This is a genomic window from Mycobacterium sp. (genome assembly GCF_035633495.1).
Classification (GTDB): domain Bacteria; phylum Actinomycetota; class Actinomycetes; order Mycobacteriales; family Mycobacteriaceae; genus Mycobacterium.
Genome location: NZ_DASQEU010000131.1, coordinates 36,810 through 55,417, shown reverse-complemented (window position 1 = coordinate 55,417; position 18,608 = coordinate 36,810). Strand labels below are relative to the sequence as shown.

Annotated in this window: 17 protein-coding genes, 2 tRNA genes and 3 pseudogenes; 14 read left to right on the top strand and 8 right to left on the bottom strand. The window is 66.8% G+C overall.

Translation table 11 applies throughout. The features are described from left to right. The coding region (locus VET27_RS19780) for an isocitrate/isopropylmalate family dehydrogenase (protein ID WP_526521185.1) at nt 1–195 on the top strand (195 nt) is incomplete at its 5' end. Between the two features lie 96 nt (nt 196–291). On the opposite strand, the gene VET27_RS19775 is transcribed toward VET27_RS19780, so the two are convergent. The 3 genes and pseudogenes from VET27_RS19775 to VET27_RS19765 form a co-directional block, all read right to left on the bottom strand. Beyond that, nucleotides 292–600 carry a hypothetical protein gene (locus tag VET27_RS19775; RefSeq protein ID WP_526521183.1) on the bottom strand — a complete coding sequence of 103 codons (309 nt, stop codon included), beginning with the start codon at nt 598–600 and terminating at the stop codon, nt 292–294. A gap of 11 nt (nt 601–611) precedes the next feature. Continuing rightward, a complete protein-coding gene (locus VET27_RS19770) occupies nt 612–1,406 on the bottom strand; it encodes an MBL fold metallo-hydrolase (RefSeq protein WP_526521181.1) in 795 nt (264 codons plus the stop codon). 13 nt (nt 1,407–1,419) lie between these two features. After that, nucleotides 1,420–1,884: pseudogene (locus VET27_RS19765) on the bottom strand (alpha/beta fold hydrolase); the annotation flags it as partial. A gap of 174 nt (nt 1,885–2,058) precedes the next feature. Here VET27_RS19765 and VET27_RS19760 point away from each other — a divergent pair. From VET27_RS19760 to VET27_RS19740, 5 genes and pseudogenes are all read left to right on the top strand, one after another. Then, entirely contained in the window at nt 2,059–2,598 is a 540-nt protein-coding gene (locus VET27_RS19760) for an alpha/beta fold hydrolase (RefSeq protein ID WP_526521179.1), read from the top strand. 55 nt (nt 2,599–2,653) lie between these two features. Further along, nucleotides 2,654–3,289 carry a pyridoxamine 5'-phosphate oxidase family protein gene (locus tag VET27_RS19755; RefSeq protein ID WP_526521177.1) on the top strand — a complete coding sequence of 212 codons (636 nt, stop codon included), beginning with the start codon at nt 2,654–2,656 and terminating at the stop codon, nt 3,287–3,289. 42 nt (nt 3,290–3,331) lie between these two features. Next, entirely contained in the window at nt 3,332–3,511 is a 180-nt protein-coding gene (locus tag VET27_RS19750) for a hypothetical protein (RefSeq protein ID WP_526521175.1), read from the top strand. 43 nt (nt 3,512–3,554) lie between these two features. Beyond that, nucleotides 3,555–5,309 (top strand): annotated as a pseudogene (locus tag VET27_RS19745) (MOSC domain-containing protein). Between the two features lie 149 nt (nt 5,310–5,458). After that, the gene (locus VET27_RS19740; protein WP_526521173.1) at nt 5,459–6,067 is read left to right on the top strand and encodes a hypothetical protein; all 609 of its coding nucleotides are present in this window, start codon (nt 5,459–5,461) and stop codon (nt 6,065–6,067) included. On the opposite strand, the gene VET27_RS19735 is transcribed toward VET27_RS19740, so the two are convergent. After that, complete coding sequence (locus VET27_RS19735; protein WP_526521171.1) at nt 6,049–7,254, bottom strand: MFS transporter; 1,206 nt, start codon at nt 7,252–7,254, stop codon at nt 6,049–6,051. The two genes, VET27_RS19740 and VET27_RS19735, sit on opposite strands and share 19 nt — an antisense overlap. Nucleotides 7,255–7,385: 131 nt before the next feature. Between VET27_RS19735 and VET27_RS19730 the strand changes: the two genes are divergently transcribed. From VET27_RS19730 to VET27_RS19715, 4 genes are all read left to right on the top strand, one after another. Beyond that, the gene (locus tag VET27_RS19730; protein WP_526521169.1) at nt 7,386–8,171 is read left to right on the top strand and encodes a fumarylacetoacetate hydrolase family protein; all 786 of its coding nucleotides are present in this window, start codon (nt 7,386–7,388) and stop codon (nt 8,169–8,171) included. Further along, nucleotides 8,168–9,640, top strand: a complete 1,473-nt coding sequence (gltX, locus tag VET27_RS19725; protein ID WP_526521167.1) for a glutamate--tRNA ligase — start codon at nt 8,168–8,170, stop codon at nt 9,638–9,640. Before VET27_RS19730 ends, gltX begins: the two co-directional genes overlap by 4 nt. Before the next feature lie 117 nt (nt 9,641–9,757). Continuing rightward, nucleotides 9,758–9,832, top strand: a tRNA-Gln gene (locus tag VET27_RS19720). Nucleotides 9,833–9,893: 61 nt separating this feature from the next. Beyond that, nucleotides 9,894–9,966 (top strand) — tRNA-Glu (locus VET27_RS19715). A 136-nt stretch (nt 9,967–10,102) separates the two neighbouring features. On the opposite strand, the gene VET27_RS19710 is transcribed toward VET27_RS19715, so the two are convergent. Next, nucleotides 10,103–10,804, bottom strand: a complete 702-nt coding sequence (locus VET27_RS19710; protein ID WP_526521165.1) for an IclR family transcriptional regulator — start codon at nt 10,802–10,804, stop codon at nt 10,103–10,105. 83 nt (nt 10,805–10,887) lie between these two features. On the opposite strand from VET27_RS19710, the gene leuC reads away from it, so the two are divergent. The 3 genes and pseudogenes from leuC to VET27_RS19695 form a co-directional block, all read left to right on the top strand. Continuing rightward, nucleotides 10,888–12,321, top strand: coding sequence for a 3-isopropylmalate dehydratase large subunit (gene leuC / locus VET27_RS19705; RefSeq protein WP_526521163.1), 1,434 nt, complete (start codon nt 10,888–10,890; stop codon nt 12,319–12,321). A gap of 9 nt (nt 12,322–12,330) precedes the next feature. After that, nucleotides 12,331–12,924: a 3-isopropylmalate dehydratase small subunit gene (leuD, locus tag VET27_RS19700; protein ID WP_526521161.1), complete on the top strand. Its 594-nt coding sequence runs from the start codon at nt 12,331–12,333 to the stop codon at nt 12,922–12,924. A 202-nt stretch (nt 12,925–13,126) separates the two neighbouring features. Continuing rightward, nucleotides 13,127–13,597: pseudogene (locus tag VET27_RS19695) on the top strand (HU family DNA-binding protein); the annotation flags it as partial. Between the two features lie 77 nt (nt 13,598–13,674). Here VET27_RS19695 and mutT1 read toward each other — a convergent pair. From mutT1 to cofC, 3 genes are all read right to left on the bottom strand, one after another. After that, on the bottom strand, nt 13,675–14,610 hold the full coding sequence (gene mutT1, locus VET27_RS19690) for an 8-oxo-(d)GTP phosphatase MutT1 (RefSeq protein WP_526521159.1): 936 nt from the start codon (nt 14,608–14,610) through the stop codon (nt 13,675–13,677). Nucleotides 14,611–14,706: 96 nt separating this feature from the next. After that, a complete protein-coding gene (locus VET27_RS19685) occupies nt 14,707–16,869 on the bottom strand; it encodes an RNA degradosome polyphosphate kinase (RefSeq protein WP_526521191.1) in 2,163 nt (720 codons plus the stop codon). Between the two features lie 34 nt (nt 16,870–16,903). Next, the gene (gene cofC / locus VET27_RS19680) at nt 16,904–17,554 is read right to left on the bottom strand and encodes a 2-phospho-L-lactate guanylyltransferase (RefSeq protein ID WP_526521157.1); all 651 of its coding nucleotides are present in this window, start codon (nt 17,552–17,554) and stop codon (nt 16,904–16,906) included. 73 nt (nt 17,555–17,627) lie between these two features. On the opposite strand from cofC, the gene VET27_RS19675 reads away from it, so the two are divergent. Beyond that, the gene (locus VET27_RS19675; RefSeq protein ID WP_526521189.1) at nt 17,628–18,608 is read left to right on the top strand and encodes an NAD(P)H-dependent glycerol-3-phosphate dehydrogenase; all 981 of its coding nucleotides are present in this window, start codon (nt 17,628–17,630) and stop codon (nt 18,606–18,608) included.

Sequence of the window (18,608 nt, the reverse complement as noted above, 5' to 3'; positions counted from 1 at the left end):
GCGCCCGACATCGCGGGCAAGGGCATCGCCGATCCCACCGCGGCCGTCATGTCGGTGGCCCTGCTTCTCGCGCACGTCGGGGACGACGCGGCGGCGGCGCGGGTCGACAAGGCCGTCGAGGAACACCTCGCCACCCTGGGTGATACGAAACTGTCGACGTCGGCGGTCGGCGACCGCATCGTGGGCCTGCTCTAGGCGTAGACCTTCCCGTCCGCTCGCCGAGTTCTGCGTCACGGTCGTCGTGCGACTGAGTTCGCGACCCTGCTGCAGAACTCGCTGCGGTGAGGGCCGTTACTCAACGGCGCTGAACCCTTCGAGGGTGAGCGGGCCGTTGCGTGCGAACGTGTTGGTACGGAACTCATCTGACTCCAAGGGGCCGTTGAACAGCCAGGTGGCGTCTGTGGGATAGAAGTAGTGCGGTGAGATGAACACGGGGTAGTCGGTCTGCCGTACGGCCTCGAATATCTGCAGCAGGTGCTCGACGGTGTCGTTCTCGGTCACGCTTGCCCCGACGCTGTCCCAGTTCTTTCCCGCCGGGCTGAGGACGTCGTCTTGTGGGTCGATGACGACTACTGCGGTATCGGCTGGTGTGCACTCCATGGTGCGCTCCTTCACTTCTGAGAGTCATGCCCCGTCGAGGTTGGTCCAACGCCCGTGGGCCGCAGTGCAAGGAGATGGCCGATTCCAGCCGCGTCGAATGCCGCGATCACATCGTCGATGCCTGCGCTGATGTGACTCCAGCTGTCGATGTGTGCCGGGATGATCACTCGGGCGCCAAGGACTTCGGCGGCCGCGGCCGCCCGCTGACTGGTGAGTGTCAGTTGGCGACCACCTTGTTTGACTGCCATCCGCGCGCCGCCTGCGAATAGCACCGCCACGTCGATGGGACCGACCCGGTCCGCGATCTTCTTCACCACCACGATGGAGACGTGGTCGCCGCTGAGGTACACCGTGGGAACGCTAGGGCCCGACAATACGAATCCGGCCACCTCGGCGTTGACATTGCCGGTCCCGTCACGCTCTCCATCGGCAGGGCCGTGAACCGCCGGAACCGCCTGCACTGTAAACGGTTTCGCGCTACCTTTGGCGGGGGGCTCGATGGTCTGCCACGCCTCCAGCCCAAGAGCCGGACCGCCGAACCGTGCTGCGGCCCTGGGGTGGGTAATCAGAAGTGGGGCGGCCAGTGCGAACCGTCGGCCCTCGGCATCCAGGTTGTCGGGGTGTTCGTCGTGGCTGACCAGGACCACGTCGACGGGGCCGAGTGCGACCGCCGTCACGGCAGGCCCCGATGTCTTGGTGAGGTAGACGTGCGGCCCCGGCGGGTCGAAGGTCGGGTCCATCACGACGCGACGGCCGGCGATGTCCAGCACCGTCGTCGGACCGCCCAACACGTCCAATTCGCTCAATTCGTATCTCTCGTCAGGCCCGAAGGAAGGCCATCAGGTCGGCGTTGATGGTGTCGGCGTGCGTGGTGGGCATTCCGTGCGGGAAGTCCTCATAGGTGATGAGGGTTCCGTTCTGAAGGAGCTCTGCTGACTTGGGGCCTGCTGCGACGTAGGGCACGATCTGATCGTCCTTGCTGTGCATGACCAGCACCGGGATGGTGATCTTCGTCAGGTCGTCGCGAAAGTCCGTCTGGGAGAACGCGACGATGCCGTCGTGGTGTGCCTTGGCCCCGCCGATCATGCCCTCGCGCCACCAGTTCCCGATGAGGGCTTCCGAGGACTGGACACCGGGACGGTTGAATTTGTAGAACGGGCCGGATGGCAGCGCGCGGTAGAACGCCGCGCGGCTCGCCGCGAGCTGCGCCTGCAGGTCGTTGAACACCCCTTTAGGCAGACCTTCGGGATTGGTGTCGGTGTTCACCATCAGCGGCGGTACCGCCATGCCGTTCATCACCGTCGACCGCGAGAGCGCCACGGACATCGACTTGTACTACGAGGACCACGGCTGCGGCAGCCGGTCGTCCTCGTCCACGGCTACCCACCTTACGGGCACGCGTGGGAGAAACAGCTTCAACCGCTACTGGACGCGGGCTACCGAATCATCACCTTAGATGTGACCGATGTGGCGCTGGCCGGATTCTCCATGGGCACAGGCGAAGTCGGCCGGTATCTGGGAACCTACGGCCCGGCACGGGTCAGCAAGGCGATGTTCGTCGCCTGCCTCGAGCCCTTCCTGTTGCGAACTGACGACAACCCGCACGGGGTGGACGGTGCCGTCATGGCGGCGTCCCCATGCGCCGCTGTCAAGGACCGGCATGCCTACTTCCGGGACTTCTGCGCGAATTTGTACAACACCGATGCCATCCAAGGGCGTCGGGTCAGCGACGACATGGTCGAGAGTTCGGTCCGCGCTGCGTGTTCGGAGTCGGTCTATGCGTCCGTCGCGGCGGCCATCACCTGTTCGACGGACTTCCGCGGGGACGTCGCCAAGATCGCCGAATACGACATCGCGGTGACGATCCTGCATGGCACTCAGGACAGAATCTTCCCCATCGACGCCACCGCACGGCCCCTTTACGAGTTGCTCCCGCGCGCCCGCTACGTTGAAGTCGTCGGCGCACCGCATGGTTTGCTATGGACCTACGCCAATTAAGTCAACCGCGAGCTCCTTTCGTTTCTCACCGACTAGCTCTGAAGGGTTCACACCGTTGAGCAAGCACTACGGCAACATCGCCTTCACCGACGCCGTTCGGAAGGCTCAGCAGGACCACGGTAGCCAGGACTTCTACGACCGCAAACGCCGACAGGGCAACGCGACGCCCGGTACCGATGCGCTCACCTACGACGAAGGGGAGTACCTGATCCAGCGGGACAGCTTCTATCTCGCGACCACCAGCGAAACCGGTTGGCCGTACGTGCAGTATCGCGGCGGCCCGGCCGGCTTCCTTCGGGTGGTCGACGACCACACCATCGGCTGGGCCGACTTTCGCGGCAACCTGCAATACATCAGCACCGGCAACCTCGCCGGCGACGACCGGGTCGCGCTCATCGCCGTGGACTACGTCGACCAACGTCGGCTCAAGATCTACGGCAGGGCCCGCGTCGTCACCATCGAGGACGACCCCGCTCTCGTCAGCACGTTCGCCATGCCCGACTACCAGGCCGTCGTCGAACGGGCGGTGCTCGTCTCCGTGGAGGCGTTCGACTGGAACTGCCCCCAACACATCACCCCGCGGTACGCCGCGGCCGAACTCGAGCCGCACCTAGGCCCGCTGCGGCGCCAACTCGCAGCGCTGCAGGCCGAGAACGCCCAACTGCGCGAAGGACTAACCCCTGGTGAGTAATGCGCCCGGTGTGTCCCGGGAACGTGCACCCGCAATTCACCTGTGGCTCACCGCGGCGATCAGGCCATCGTCGCCGGCGCGGTGATCGGACCGCCGGTGGCGGCATCGATCGCGCGAAGGCTCCCCGCGGACTTTCACCCGTTCATCGGCAACGTGGTCTCGATGGCGCTCGCAACGACGATGATCGTCGTAGCCCTCTCCGTCATGCCCGGCTTCGGCTGAGCAACGACCTGTCACGGTTCTCGAAGCGAAGGAGACGAACGCGATGGCGACACTGATGTCGGTGAATGTCGGCCTACCCAAGGACATTGCCTGGAAGGGCCGCACCGTCTACACCGGCTCGTGGAAGACGCCCGTCGCCGGACCGAGGATGGTCCGGAGGCTGAACATCGATGGGGACGGTCAGGGCGACCTTGGGGGTCATGGCGGGGAGAACCGTGCCGTCCTGGTGTACCAGGTGGACTCCTACCGGCATTGGGCCAACGAATTCCATCGCGACGACCTCGCGCCCGGCTATCTGGGGGAGAACCTCACCGTCGACGGGTTGCCCGACGACGAGGTGTGCATCGGGGACCGCTACCGGATCGGACAAGCAGTGTTCGAGGTGACTCAGCCCCGCGTCACCTGCTATCGCGCGGGGATCCGCATCGGTGAACCGCGCATGGCGGCATTGTTGGTCGCGCACCGGCGGCCGGGCTTCTATTGCCGGGTACTGACCGAGGGCGAAGTCGAAGCGGGCCAGGAGATCGTCAAGATCGCTTCCGGGCCCGAGCAGGTGACCGTCGCCGAGATCGATGCACTGCTCTACCTGCCTGGCCACCCTCGCGATGCGCTAGTGCGTGCGCTTCGAATCCCCGCGCTGAGCGCCGGTTGGAAGACCTCGCTACGGAGCCTGGTCGAGCAGTCCGAAGGCTCGGAGGGCAACACCGGATTGACGGCGGCGGCCAGCAGCCCACCGCCGTCCTGGAAGGGATTTCGTCCACTCCACGTGACCGCCGTGCGTGATGAATCCGACCGTGTGCGCTCAGTCCAGTAGGGTGCCCCTGACGGGTCGCGCCTTCCGGAATGGCCTCCAGGTCAGTCGATCACGTTGCGCCTGCAGCCCGAGTCAGGTGCGGCGGCGGTGATTCGCAACTACTCGCTGTCCAACCTGCCCGGCTCCGACGAATACCGCATCGGCGTCAAGCGCGAAACGCACGGAACGGCGAGCGAGCACATTCACACGCACGTGAAGGTCGGTGATCTGCTCGACGTCGCGGCACCAAGGGGCACGTTCTTCCTCGCCGACGGTGACAACCCGGTCGTGCTGCTGTCCGCCGGGGTCGGTGTCACCCCCGTGCTCTCCATGCTGCATCGGCTGGTGACGACGGGTTCGGCCCGCCAAGTCTGGTGGCTGCACGGAGCACGCAACGGCGCCGAACATCCCTTCGCCGCGGAGAGCCGCGAACTGCTGAACCGGTTGCCGAACTGTCAACACCGAATCTTCTACAGCCGCCCGGCAACCGCCGACCGACGGGGCTTCGACTACACCGACGAGGGTCGGCTCTCCGTCGATGCGATCGCCGCGTTGCGACTGCCGGCCGATGCAGACGCCTACCTATGTGGTCCAGCGACCTTCATGGATGAACTGAGCGCGGGACTCGCCGCCTACGGTCTCGACGCCGCCCGCGTCCACATGGAGACATTCGGCGCCGCAGCCGCTCTCACTCCCGGGATCGCCGCGACCTCGGTGCCGCCACACCTACCGGCGGGGCCGCCCGGACCAGGTCCCGGTGTGCAATTCGCCCGCAGCGGCATCTGTGCGCCGTGGGGTCCGCCGGCGACGAGCCTGCTCGAGTTCGCCGAGTCCTGTGACGTGCCGAGTCGCTGGTCGTGTCGAACCGGGGTGTGCCACAACTGTGAGACTGCGCTGCTGTCCGGCTCCGTCCGTTATGACCCGGATCCCTTGGAACCGCCGGCAGAAGGCAACATCCTGATCTGTTGCGCGCAGCCGGTCGAGGATGTCGTCGTCGACTCGTGACGACCGGGCGGCAAACGCTTGGCGGCCAGCCACGACGTAGTTATCGGTGTGGAACATGCGATGATCCAGGGGCTTTCGACGAGCGCTAGGCGACATTTGGCCGACCTGCTGACCCAATGCGCGGAGAATCTCGAGAACGGTCCAGTTGATTGAAGACGAGACTGCCGGTCACGGTCACGCTGACACAGCAGTGCGGGCTGTTCGCCATCGGATCGACCTTGTTCGCCACGGGCACCGCACCCGGGTTCGCGTCGTTCGCCGGGGCGGGCGCGGCCAACGTCCTGTGCTTCGTCGGCTCCTGGTTCTTCACCAGCGCTGCGTGGATTCAGTTGGTTCGCTCGGGTCCCGAGGGTAGCGCCGAATGGCTCTCGGCGGCAGTGCAATTCGGCGGCACCGTGCTCTTCAACGTCAGTACCGGCGCCTCGGTGTGGGCCCATGCCGTGATGGCCGAGCGCAGGCTGGTGTGGGCCCCCGACGCCACCGGATCGCTCGCCTTCCTCGTCAGCGCCGCGCTCGGCATCGTCGCCGTCACCGCAAGCGTCGGACGATGGGTGCCGACGTCGCGTGACTGGCGGGCGCAGTGGATCAACATGATCGGCTGCATCGCGTTCGCCGCCAGCGCCGTCGGAGCGTTCGTCTACAAGACGGGTAGCACCGCCGACGAGGCGCTCGCGAACCTGGGCACCTTCCTCGGTGCGCTGTGCTTCCTCACCGCCGCGTTGCTGGTGCTGCCACGGCGTCACTCGGTCGGCGGCTGACTCCGCAGCGGGTCGGCGTCGACGGGGACCAGCGGCAGCGCCACCAACGGGAACAGTGCGCACACGGCGAACGCGAGAGGGAACCCGGCCGCGGTGATCAGCGCGCCGAACACGGGCGGCACGATGCCCGCAGTCAGCAGTTGGCTGGTGTTCTGCGTGCCGAGGGCGCGACCGCTCCAGAACGGGCCCGCCAGTTCGGCGATCGCTGTGAAGGCCAGGCCGTTGTCGGACACGGTGACGACGGATGCGACCACCATCACTGCGATCGACAGCGGCGAGTGCATCAGGTCCGTGACCGCGAGGAGGCCCATCGCCATCGCGGCGCCGATGGCGATGGCCCGGATCGGGTGCAGTCGTGATCCGACCTTGTCCGACCATCGCCCCGCGGCGATTCTGCCTGCCGCACCGAGGAGTTGGGCGAAGGTCACCATCGCACCCGCCGACGCCGCCGACCAGCCGCGGTCGGTCATCAACCAGACCAGGGTGAACGTCCACACCACGCACTGCGGGGCGACGAGCAGCACCGAGACGGCGTGGATCCGCAATAGTGTCGAGGATCCGCGATAGGGATTGGCGAGATCGTCGGCGTGCGCCTCCGCCCGCGGGGGTCGCGAAGGATCGAGGACGCCGACGGCGCTGATGACGGCGGCCGCAGTGCAGGCGATCGCGGGGAACAACAGGGCTGCGGTGACGCCGTTGGCCTCGGCCAGCTGCGGAATCACCAACGCGCCCAGGCCGACTCCGAGGGGCTGCGCGGTCTGGCGGATGCCCATCACCAGGCCGCGCTGGTGTGGTGGAAACCAGCCGACCACCAGGCGTCCGCTGGCGGAGTTGCTGCTTGCGGCCGCCATGCCGCCGAGGAACAAGAAGACGCCGACCGCGACGAGGGAGTCCACCGAGGCGGCGGCGAACGCGGCGGCCGCGGTCAGCGCCGAGCCGACGACCAACACGAGGCGTTCGCCGAATCTGTCGACCACGTAACCCCAGGCGATGAGCGTGACGACCATGCCGAAGCTAGGCAGCGCCGAGATGAGTCCTGCCTCGGCGAGGTCCAGGCCGCGCTCGGTGTGCAGGGTGGGAATCAGGAAGGCGACACCGTTGATGAAGACGTTGGCGCACAGGGTCGCGGTGAGCGCGATCACCAGCATCGACCACCGGCGTGCGCTGCCGATCGTCGAGGTGTTCATGGCGTCCATGTTGGCACGTGCATCTCACGATGCCGAACCGGTATCCCAAATTATGAGAAACAGAAGGGCATTCAAAGCGGGACGACGGGCCTCGGCGGGCCGCGTGATCGGCGCAAACTAGGCTGTTCAAAATGCGCCTCGGTCGAATCGCCAGCCCAGATGGGGTCGCCTTCGTGAGCATCGAGGGGGACCCGGCATCCGATGCGGTCGCCCGCGAGATCGCCGAGCACCCGTTCGGCAACCCCACCTTCACCGGTCGTTCGTGGCCGCTGGCCGATGTCCGCCTGCTCGCGCCGATCTTGGCCAGCAAGGTCGTCTGCATGGGCAAGAACTACGCCGCCCACGCCGCCGAGATGGGCGGTGAGGCGCCCGAGGATCCGGTGATCTTCCTCAAGCCCAACACCGCGATCATCGGCCCCAACGTGCCGATCCAGCTCCCCGCGGACGCACATCCCGTACACCACGAAGGCGAGTTGGCGGCGGTCATCGGCAGGCCGTGCAAAGACGTGCCCGCGGCGAAGGCGTCCGAGAACATCCTCGGCTACACCATCGCCAACGACGTCTCCGCGCGCGATCAGCAGCGCAAGGACGGGCAGTGGATGCGCGCCAAGGGGCACGACACCTTCTGCCCGGTCGGTCCGTGGATCGACACCGACGTCAACCCCTTCGATCTCGATCTCCGCACCGAGGTCAACGGTCAGGTGCGCCAGAGCAGCAACACGTCGCTGATGATCCACGACATCGGCGCCATCATCGAGTGGGTCTCCGCGGTGATGACCCTGCTGCCCGGCGACCTGATCCTGACCGGGACGCCTGAGGGCGTCGGCCCCATCGAGGACGGGGACACGGTGAGCATCACCATCGAGGGCATCGGAACACTCACCAATCCCGTAGTGCGCAAGGGGAAGTCGTCATGACCGATACGTCGGTGAGGGTCCGCTTCTGTCCATCCCCGACGGGCACGCCCCACGTCGGGCTGGTACGGACGGCGCTGTTCAACTGGGTGTACGCCCGTCACGCGGGCGGCACGTTCGTCTTTCGCATCGAGGACACCGACGCCGCTCGCGACAGCGCGGAGAGCTACGCCGCCATCCTGGATGCGCTGCGCTGGCTGGGACTCGACTGGGACGAGGGTCCGGAGGTCGGCGGGCCGCACGCGCCGTACCGGCAGTCCGAGCGCAGTGACATCTACCGCGACGTCGTGTCGCGCTTGCTGGCCGCCGGCGAGGTCTACGAGGCCTACTCCACGGCCGAAGAGGTCGAGGCGCGTCACGTCGCGGCGGGCCGGAATCCCAAGCTGGGATACGACAGTCACGATCGCACGCTGACCGACGCCGAGCGTGCCCGATTCGTCGACGAGGGGCGCAAGCCCGTACTGCGGCTGCGGATGCCCGACGAAGACCTCACGTGGAACGACCTGGTGCGCGGACCGACGACGTTCGCGTCGGGGACGGTGCCGGACTTCGCCATCACGCGCAGCAGCGGGGATCCGTTGTACACCTTGGTCAACCCCGTCGACGATGCCCTCATGAAGATCACCCACGTGCTTCGCGGTGAGGACATCCTGCCGTCGACTCCTCGACAGATCGCGCTCTACCGGGCGCTGATGCGCATCGGCGTCGCGGAGCGGGTTCCCGAATTCGCACACTTGCCAAGCGTTCTCGGCGACGGCAACAAGAAGCTGTCCAAGCGTGACCCGCAGTCGAATCTCTTCCTGCATCGCGACCGCGGCTTCATTCCGGAAGGGCTGTTGAACTACCTGGCACTGCTCGGCTGGGGCATCGCCGACGACCACGATCTGTTCAGTCTCGACGAGATGGTGGCGGCCTTCGACGTCAAGGACGTCAACTCCAATCCCGCCCGGTTCGACCAGAAGAAGGCCGACGCCATCAACGCCGAACACATCCGGCTGCTCGACGGCGCCGACTTCACCGCGCGCCTGCGCGACTACTTCGTGGCGCACGGTCACGACACCGGCCTGGACGACGCCGGGTTCGCCAAGGCCGCCGGTCTGGTGCAGACGCGCATCGTCGTGCTCGGCGATGCGTGGGACTTGCTGAAGTTCCTCGACGATGCCTCCTTCGTGCTGGACGAGAAGTCCGCGGCCAAGGAGTTGCGCACCGACGCCGTCCCGGTCCTCGACGCAGCGCTCGCCGCCCTGGAGGGGGTGGGTGTGTGGACCACCGAGGGCATCGAAGCGGCGCTGAAGGCCGCCCTGCTGGAGAACCTCGAGCTCAAGCCGCGCAAGGCCTTCGGTCCGATCCGGGTCGCCGTCACCGGCGCCTCGGTCAGCCCGCCGCTGTTCGAGTCGATGGAATTGCTCGGCCGCGACCGCAGCATCGGCCGTTTGCGAGCGGGTCGCGAGCACAGCGCCGCGGAGGCGTGAATTTGGGCGCCGAAATCTTTGGTAGTGTGCTCGTCGGTCGGTGATTGCAACGGTTGGTTCGCCCCAGCCGATGTCCGCTCCGAAAGAAGCCCGTGACCAGCGGTTATGGGTGGCCAATGGGGTATGGTGTAATTGGCAACACAGCGGTTTCTGGTACCGCCATTCTAGGTTCGAGTCCTGGTACCCCAGCCAATTCTGCGATTAGGTCAGTCTTCACGGGCTGAGATATGCTGTCGCTCCGGATTGAGTTCTAGCCCCCGTCGTCTAGCGGCCTAGGACGCCGCCCTCTCACGGCGGTAGCGTGGGTTCGAATCCCATCGGGGGTACAACCGGTGAAGGCGTCCGAATTCGATGCGGGCGTCTTTTTCTGTTTTGGGGACGCTTACTTCCGTCGAGATCTACGCCGCGGTCGCGATCCGGCGCGCGAATCGCGGCCATAGCGCAGATCTCGCGAAGGGGCGTTCACAATCTCCGCGTGAGTGCCTCGGCAGCTGCGAGCAGGTCGGCGGCCCAGCGCGCTCCGGGTCTTCTTCCCATGCGGTCGATCGGTCCGGAGACGGAGACGGCGGCCACCACCGCGCCGCGTGCGTCGCGCACCGGTGCTGACACACTCGCCACGCCCGGTTCCCGTTCTGCCGCGCTCTGTGCCCAGCCGCGCTTGCGCACCTCCGCCAACGTGCGGTCGGTGAACTTGGCCGTGGGAAGGACCGCGTGTTGGGTCGCGGCGTCGCTGTAGGCCAGGAGCACCTTCGCGCCCGATCCGGCGGTCATCGGCAGGCGAGTGCCCACGGGCACCGTGTCGCGCAGACCGGCTGGGGGTTCCAGGGCGACCACGCAGACCCGCGACATGCCCTCCCGCCGATACAGTTGCACGCTCTCCCCGGTGATTTCGCGAAGGCGGGGCAGTACTGCGGCGCTCGCGGCGAGCAGCGGATCGTCGACCTGGCCGGCCAGTTCGTTCAGTGCGGGACCCAGGCACCACCTGCCCTCGGCGTCCCGGGCCAGGAGTCGGTGGACTTCCAGGCCGGCCGCCAGCCGGTGCGCGGTGGCACGCGGCAGACCCGTGCGCTCACAGAGTTCGGCGAGGCTGCAGGGCGACTCGGCCAAGACGTGCAGCACGCCCACCGCTTTGTCGAGCACGCCGATACCGCTATCCTGTCTCATAGGGAGATACTAGCGTCCCGCATGCTGAGACGTAGCGCGATATCCGCAGCGCCCTCTGCGATTCGCCCGGAGGAAACACGGTCATGACCGACACACCGCGCACCATGGCAGAGAAGGTATGGGCCGACCACGTCGTGGTCACCGGCTCGGGAGAAGGCGCTGCGCGCGAACCCGACCTCATCTACATCGATCTGCACCTCGTCCACGAGGTCACCAGTCCGCAGGCGTTCGACGGGCTCCGACTGGCTGGACGCCCGGTTCGCCGACCGGACCTGACGATCGCCACGGAGGACCACAACGTGCCGACGATCGACATCGAAAAGCCGATCGCCGACCCCGTTTCGCGCATCCAGGTCGAGACGTTGCGCCGCAACTGCGAGGAATTCGGCGTCCGGCTCTACCCGATGGGCGACGTCGAGCAGGGCATCGTCCACATCATCGGCCCGCAGCTGGGCCTCACCCAACCGGGTACGACGGTCGTCTGCGGCGACAGCCACACCTCGACCCACGGTGCGTTCGGTGCGCTCGCGATGGGCATCGGCACCTCGGAGGTCGAGCACGTGCTCGCCACCCAGACGCTTCCGCTACGCCCGTTCAAGACAATGGCGGTCAACGTCGACGGCGTCCTGCCCGAGGGCACCAGCGCCAAGGACCTCATCCTGGCGGTGATCGCGAAGATCGGTACCGGCGGCGGCCAGGGGTACGTCATCGAATACCGCGGCAGCGCCATCGAAGCGCTGTCGATGGAGGGCCGGATGACGATCTGCAACATGAGCATCGAGGCCGGCGCGCGCGCAGGCATGGTCGCGCCGGACGAGGCGACCTTCGAGTACCTGCGCGGCCGTCCGCACGCGCCCGCAGGCGCCGACTGGGATGCCGCCGTCGAGGCCTGGAGCCGGTTGCGCACTGACGAGGGAGCCGAATTCGACACCGAGGTCTACCTCGACGCCGCGACGCTGAGCCCGTTCGTCACGTGGGGGACCAACCCCGGCCAGGGTGTGCCTCTGAGTGCCGCAGTCCCGGACCCGGAACTGATGTTCGACGACGGGGAGCGTCAGGCGGCCGAGAAGGCGTTGGCCTACATGGATCTTCAGCCCGGCACTGCGATGCGCGACATCGCCGTCGACACGGTGTTCGTCGGATCGTGCACCAACGGGCGCATCGAGGATCTCAGGGTCGTCGCCGACATCCTGCGGGGCAGGAAGATCGCCGACGGGATGCGGATGCTGGTGGTGCCCGGGTCCATGAGGGTGCGTGCTCAGGCTGAATCCGAAGGCCTCGGTGAGATCTTCACCGCGGCGGGCGCCGAGTGGCGCCAGGCCGGATGCTCGATGTGCCTCGGCATGAACCCCGATCAGCTCGCGCCGGGGGAGCGCTGCGCGGCGACGTCGAACCGAAACTTCGAAGGACGCCAGGGCAAGGGCGGGCGCACCCACCTCGTCTCGCCCGCAGTGGCCGCGGCGACCGCCGTGCGCGGCACCCTGTCCTCGCCCGCCGACCTGCCCCAGAATCGCTAGGAGACAGCCATGGAGGCCTTCCGCACCCACACCGGCATCGGCGTTCCGCTGCGCCGGTCGAACGTCGACACCGACCAGATCATCCCTGCGGTGTACCTGAAGCGGGTCACCCGAACGGGATTCGAGGACGGTCTGTTCGCGGCCTGGCGCAACGATCCCTCGTTCATTCTCAACCTCCCGCCGTTCGACAAGGGGTCGGTTCTGGTGGCAGGGCCCGACTTCGGCACCGGGTCATCGCGCGAGCACGCGGTCTGGGCGCTCATGGATTACGGGTTCCGGGTGGTGATCTCCTCCAGGTTCGCCGACATCTTTCGCGGGAATTCGGGGAAGGCCGGGCTTCTGGCCGCCGAAGTCGCCCAAGATGATGTGGAACTGCTGTGGAAGTTGATCGAGCAGCATCCAGGACTGGAAATCACTGTGAATCTGGAAGATCGAAGCATCACCGCGGGAACGGTCATGTTGCCGTTCACGATTGACGACTACACGGCATGGCGACTGCTCGAAGGGCTCGACGACATAGGCCTTACGCTGCGGAAACAGGATGAGATCACCGAATTCGAGAAGCGTCGCCCGAGCTGGAAGCCGCGCATTCTGCCGGCCTGACGGCGGGCCGGGCGGGGTCGAAATCGCCCCCAGCAAGCCCGGTTTGGGACCGGCGTACCACCGCCGTTGTGGGGCAACCTGATTGCCGATTCGAATACCAGTTATCCCTGAAATTGGGCGTGGCTCTTGGAAATCAGCGGTGTAAAGGTTTACCGTAGCTTTCAGTTGGCTCAACGTGGGCCACTGGCTTCGGAGGTTTTGCATGAACAAGGCAGAGCTCATCGACGTCCTCACGGACAAGTTGGGCACCGATCGTCGGCAGGCGACCGCCGCCGTGGAGAACGTCGTCGACACCATCGTGCGTGCCGTCCACAAGGGCGACAGCGTCACCATCACCGGCTTCGGCGTGTTCGAGCAGCGCCGCCGCGCCGCCCGTGTTGCGCGCAACCCGCGCACCGGTGAGACCGTCAAGGTCAAGCCGACGTCCGTCCCGGCATTCCGTCCAGGGGCTCAATTCAAGGCGGTTGTGTCTGGCGCACAGCGTCTCCCATCGGAAGGTCCCGCCGTGAAGCGTGGCGCTACCGCCGCGCCGGCCAAGAAGACCGCGGCCAAGAAGGCAGTAAAGAAGGCTGCCACCAAGGCGCCCGTGAAGAAGGCCGCCACCAAGGCGCCAGTGAAGAAGGCCGCTTCCAAGGCGCCCGTCAAGAAGGCGCCCGTCAAGCGCGGCCGCAAGTAGCAGCAGTCCCGGAATCAGTTCCGGTACAAGGCACGCCGTGGATCGATCAGATCCACGGCGTGTCTTCGCGAGATCTACCGATCGGCGGCCAGCGGGCTGCCGATGTGGTCGGCGGCGATGAGCTTGTCATCCACGAGCGACAGCACCCAGGTGCTGCCCTTGCGGTTGCGGGACTTGTCCGGCCGCACGCCGTCGCGGTCGCACCACCATGCGATGAGATCCGGAATCACCTTGCCCTGAGAGCAGATCGCCGGTGTGCCGTCGGTCGTGGCGATCTCGATCAGGCGTCGTCTGGCCGCACCGTGGCTGTCGGCGTACGCCTCCTCAGTGAGCGTCGGCTCGTCGTGGATCGGCACACCCAGCTCCTCGGCGAGTGGCTCCACGGTCTGCTGACACCGCACCCTGGGGGCCGCGTGAACCTCGGTGGCACCGAACGCCAGAAGCTGGCCCACCAGTGATTCAGCCTGGGCGCGGCCGTGCTTGTCCAGCGATCGCGAGCGGTCATCGCCCTGGTATCTGCTCTTGCTGCCTGCGGTCCCGTGCCGGACGACGAGGACCGTCCGGGTGTTGGCGGGCCATTTCACGAACTGTCGCAGCACCTTCCGGTCGTCGGCGTACTGCAGTCGTTTCACTGTATCCGCGGCGGACAGCCAGACCAGTTGGTCGACCTCTTCGTTCGGGGTGAACTCGCCGCCCAGCGCGCGAGCCGCCCAGTAGCGCACATGCTTGACGCCGAGCTCGAGGGGATAGCTGACGGCGGCGAGCCGTCGGCCCAACTCCGATGCGTAACCGGTCTCCTCGAAGACTTCGCGCACCGCGGTCACCGGTTCGGTCTCACCGGGGTCGACCTTGCCCTTGGGCAGCGACCAGTCGTCGTAGCGGGGTCGGTGCACGACCGCCACCAACGGTTCGGTGACTGCGGCCGAACCGTGTTCGTCGGGGCGCCACAGCACGGCGCCGGCCGCGGAGATCACCTTGGCAGCCGCCGACGACGGGGCCTTCTTCGTCACCTCAACTCCTGCAGGTCATTCGAGGACGGAGCAACCGTCCGTTCGGCCAGCGCGTACGCAAGGGGCACGACTGCATGCGTCAGTCGCACCGTGACGTTACGGATGCCGGTGACGCCCCATCATCGAAACCTGGTGGTCGCGCACGGTCTGACCCTCGTTGGGCGACGCGGTCCAATGACCCTCGGGGCCGAGTTCCCAGCACCTGGTGGTCGGATCCATGGCCGAGGTGAATATGTCGTTGAGTTGGTCTGACAACCGCGGATCCTTTACCTGTGCCATCACCTCGACGCGACGGTCCAGATTACGATGCATCATGTCGGCACTGCCGATCCAGAACTCATCGATGGCGCGGAAGTGAACAATGCGCGAATGTTCAAGGAATCGGCCGAGAATCGACCGCACGGTGATGTTCTCGGAGAACCCTGGTGCACCCGGCTTCAGCGCACAGATTCCGCGCACCACGACCTCGACGGGGACCCCTGCCTGCGACGCCCGGTAGAGCGCGTCGATGACCTGCTCGTCAACCAACGCGTTGGCCTTCAGACGGATCCGCGCGTCTGCGCCGTCCTTGTGCGCGGCAATCTCACGTTCGATCCGCTCGATGATGCCCCTGCGCACACCGTACGGAGCGACCAGCAGGTTGCGGTAGGACACCTTGCGCGAGTAGCCCGTCAGCGAGTTGAACAGATCCGTGAGGTCTGCACCGATGTCCGGTGAGGCGGTCAGGAGGCCCACGTCCTCGTAGAGCCGGGAGGTCTTGGGGTTGTAGTTGCCGGTTCCGATGTGGCAGTAACGCCGGATTGTCGACCCCTCGCGGCGCACCACCAGGCATGTCTTGCAATGAGTCTTGAGTCCGATCAACCCGTACACCACGTGCACGCCGGCCTGTTCCAGTGTGCGGGCCCACTTGATGTTGGCCTGCTCGTCGAACCGCGCCTTGATCTCGACCAGCGCAACGACCTGCTTGCCCGCTTCTGCGGCATCGATGAGCGCGCTGACGATCGGCGAGTCACCCGAAGTCCGGTACAGCGTCTGCTTGATGGCGAGCACGTTCGGGTCGGCGGCCGCCTGCTCGATGAAACGCTGCACCGTCGTCGAGAAGGAGTCGTACGGATGGTGGACCAGGACGTCGCCGTCCCGGAGCGTCGCGAAGATGCTCTTGGGTGTCTCCCGCTCTCCGAAGGCGGGCGGCGTGAGGGGAACGAAGGGCGGATCCTTCAGCTCGGGACGGTCCACGCCGTAGATCTGCCACAAGCACGACAGGTCCAGCAGCCCCGGTACCTCGATGACGTCACCGGGATTGACGTCGAGCTCGCGTAGCAGAAGCTCGAGCATGTTCTCCGTCATGTCATCGGCGACCTCGAGGCGAACGGGAGAACCGAAGCGACGGCGGGCGAGTTCACGTTCCAGCGCTTGGAGCAGGTCCTCGTCGCGGTCCTCCTCGACTTCGAAGTCAGCGTTGCGGGTGATCCGGAAGGCGTGGTGCTCGACGATCTCCAGCCCGGGAAACAACACCGACAGGAAGGCCGCGATCAACTCCTCCATCGGCAGGAAGCGAATGGCGGCGCCGCCCTCGCGCGGCCCCAATTCGACGAACCGGTCGACGTTGTCGGGCACCTTGACGCGGGCGAAGTGTTGCGTGCCGTCCTCGGGCTGTCTCACGGTGACCGCCAGGTTCAGGCTGAGCCCGCTCACGAAGGGGAACGGGTGCGCCGGATCGACCGCCAGCGGAGTGAGCACGGGAAACACCTGCTCGTGGAAGTACGTGGAGAGACGCGACCGTTCGTCGTCGTCGAGTTGAGCCCAGGTGACCACGATGATGCCCTCGTCGGCGAGCGCGGGACGCACCGACTCCATGAACTCCCGGGCGTGCCGGCTGGCGAGCTGCTGTGCCAGCTCGCCGATGCGGCGCAACTGTTCGCGCGGTGACAACCCGTCGGCCGAGCGCACCGACAGACCCATCTCGTCACGGCGTTTGAGACCGGCGACGCGCACCATGTAGAACTCGTCGAGATTCGACGAGAAGATGGCGAGGAACTTGGCCCGCTCCAGGAGCGCCAGCGACGGATCGGCGGCCAGTGCCAGCACTCTGCCGTTGAAGTCCAGCCAGCTCAGTTCCCGGTTGAGGTACCGGTCGTCGGGCAGGGGCTCGGACTGGGAGGGGTCGACTGCGTCGGCGGTGGTCGCGGGTGGGGCTTCGGGCGTGCTGCCATCCGATGCCCAGTCCGCGTCGGCAGGTCGTGTCTCGGCTTCGGTCACGTCGTCGATCATCCACCATCCGGGGTTAGCACGGCTAGCCACGGCCGACGGCCGCCGCCGTCGTCGGGCCGACGCCGAGTCTCAAAGCCGTTGCCAGGTCGTCGGGAGTGTCGATGTCGCAGCGTAGGCCGGGCCAGGCCGTAGTCAGCTCGACTGCACCCGAATCTGCGTGGCGTTGCGCCGACTCGGTGCCGAACCGGGGGTCCAGGGGCACTCCGAACGCCAACAGCGCCGACGTCCCGGTGCCGTGCCGGTCACCGACGAAGCTGCGGGCATGATCGCGTGCGTCGGCGATCGCCTGGGCGAGCTCCGACGGTTGCAGAGCCGGCAGATCGCCCTGCAGCACAACGATGTTCGGCGTCTCGGCGCGGATGGCGGCCTCGGTGATGGAGAGCGCGTTGTTCAGGGGATCGGCGTGACCCCGTGGCGTGGGATCGGTGATGACCCGTGCCCCGAGTCGACGTACTGCTGCTGCGGCCGCGTTGTCGGGCGTGACGACGGTGATCTGGCGCACCGCGGGAACGGCCGACGCAGCGCTGATGGTGTCGATCAGCATTGCCAGGACCACGCCGACGCGGGTACCGGGGGCGAAGGCCGAGGCGAGGCGAGTCTTGGCGGCATCGAGACGCTTGACCGCGATGATCAGCCCGACGTCAGCCGGATTGCCGGCGCTGGTGCCGCACATGCGTGCCATCCTGCCAGTCATCGGGTGCCCACCGGACCCGCGCTAGATTGAAGGCGTGGTGAAGGCTGCGGTGATGGGCGCTGGTGCGTGGGGTACGGCTTTGGCGAAGGTGCTCGCCGATGCGGGCAACGAGGTCACGCTGTGGTCGCGGCGCGCCGGACTGGCCGACGAGATCAACGAGACGCACCGCAGCGCCGGCTACATCGGTGACGTCGAGCTGCCCGCGTCGATCCGCGCAACTGGTGATGCCGCGTCGGCCCTCGACGGAGCCTGCACCGTGCTGTTCGCGGTGCCGTCGCAGACCCTGCGCGCCAACCTGGAGCCGTGGCGTGACGCGATCGGCGGCGACGCCACACTGGTGAGCGTCGCGAAGGGCATCGAGTTGAACACCCTGCTGCGCATGAGCCAGGTGATCGTCCAGGTGACCGGGGTCGATCCGTCCCGGGTCGCCGTCGTCACCGGACCCAACCTCGCCAGCGAGATCCTGGAGGAGCAGCCGGCGGCGACCGTCGTCGCCTGCACCGACTCGGGTCGCGCGGTGGCGTTGCAGCGCGCACTCTCCACCGGGTACCTCCGCCCGTACACCAACTCCGACGTGGTGGGTGCGGAGATCGGCGGCGCCTGCAAGAACGTCATCGCGCTGGCCACAGGCATGGCAGCGGGCGTGGGCCTGGGGGAGAACACTGCGGCGGCGATCATCACCCGCGGGCTCGCCGAGATCATGCGACTGGGAATCGCGTTGGGCGCCAAGGGTGCGACGCTCGCTGGTCTGGCCGGGGTCGGTGACCTGGTCGCCACCTGCACGTCGCCCCGGTCCCGCAATCGGGCCTTCGGTGAGCGTCTCGGCCGCGGCGGAACCGTGGAGTCCGCGCTGCGCGAGGCAGGCGGGCACGTCGCCGAGGGCGTGACGTCGTGTCAGTCGGTGCTGGCGCTGGCGGAGAGTTACGACGTCGAGATGCCATTGACCGACGCCGTGAACCGGGTGTGCCACAGGGGTTTGTCGGTCGATAAGGCGGTCGCGCTGCTGCTCGGACGCAGCACGAAGCCGGAGTGA

Coding starts and splice junctions, on each gene's coding strand:
- VET27_RS19775 (WP_526521183.1), bottom strand. CDS start 600: ATGGAGTGCACACCAGCCGATACCGCAGTAGTCGTCATCGACCCACAA.
- VET27_RS19735 (WP_526521171.1), bottom strand. CDS start 7,254: ATGAACACCTCGACGATCGGCAGCGCACGCCGGTGGTCGATGCTGGTG.
- VET27_RS19730 (WP_526521169.1), top strand. CDS start 7,386: ATGCGCCTCGGTCGAATCGCCAGCCCAGATGGGGTCGCCTTCGTGAGC.
- gltX (WP_526521167.1), top strand. CDS start 8,168: ATGACCGATACGTCGGTGAGGGTCCGCTTCTGTCCATCCCCGACGGGC.
- VET27_RS19710 (WP_526521165.1), bottom strand. CDS start 10,804: ATGAGACAGGATAGCGGTATCGGCGTGCTCGACAAAGCGGTGGGCGTG.
- leuC (WP_526521163.1), top strand. CDS start 10,888: ATGACCGACACACCGCGCACCATGGCAGAGAAGGTATGGGCCGACCAC.
- leuD (WP_526521161.1), top strand. CDS start 12,331: ATGGAGGCCTTCCGCACCCACACCGGCATCGGCGTTCCGCTGCGCCGG.
- cofC (WP_526521157.1), bottom strand. CDS start 17,554: ATGTGCGGCACCAGCGCCGGCAATCCGGCTGACGTCGGGCTGATCATC.
- VET27_RS19675 (WP_526521189.1), top strand. CDS start 17,628: ATGGGCGCTGGTGCGTGGGGTACGGCTTTGGCGAAGGTGCTCGCCGAT.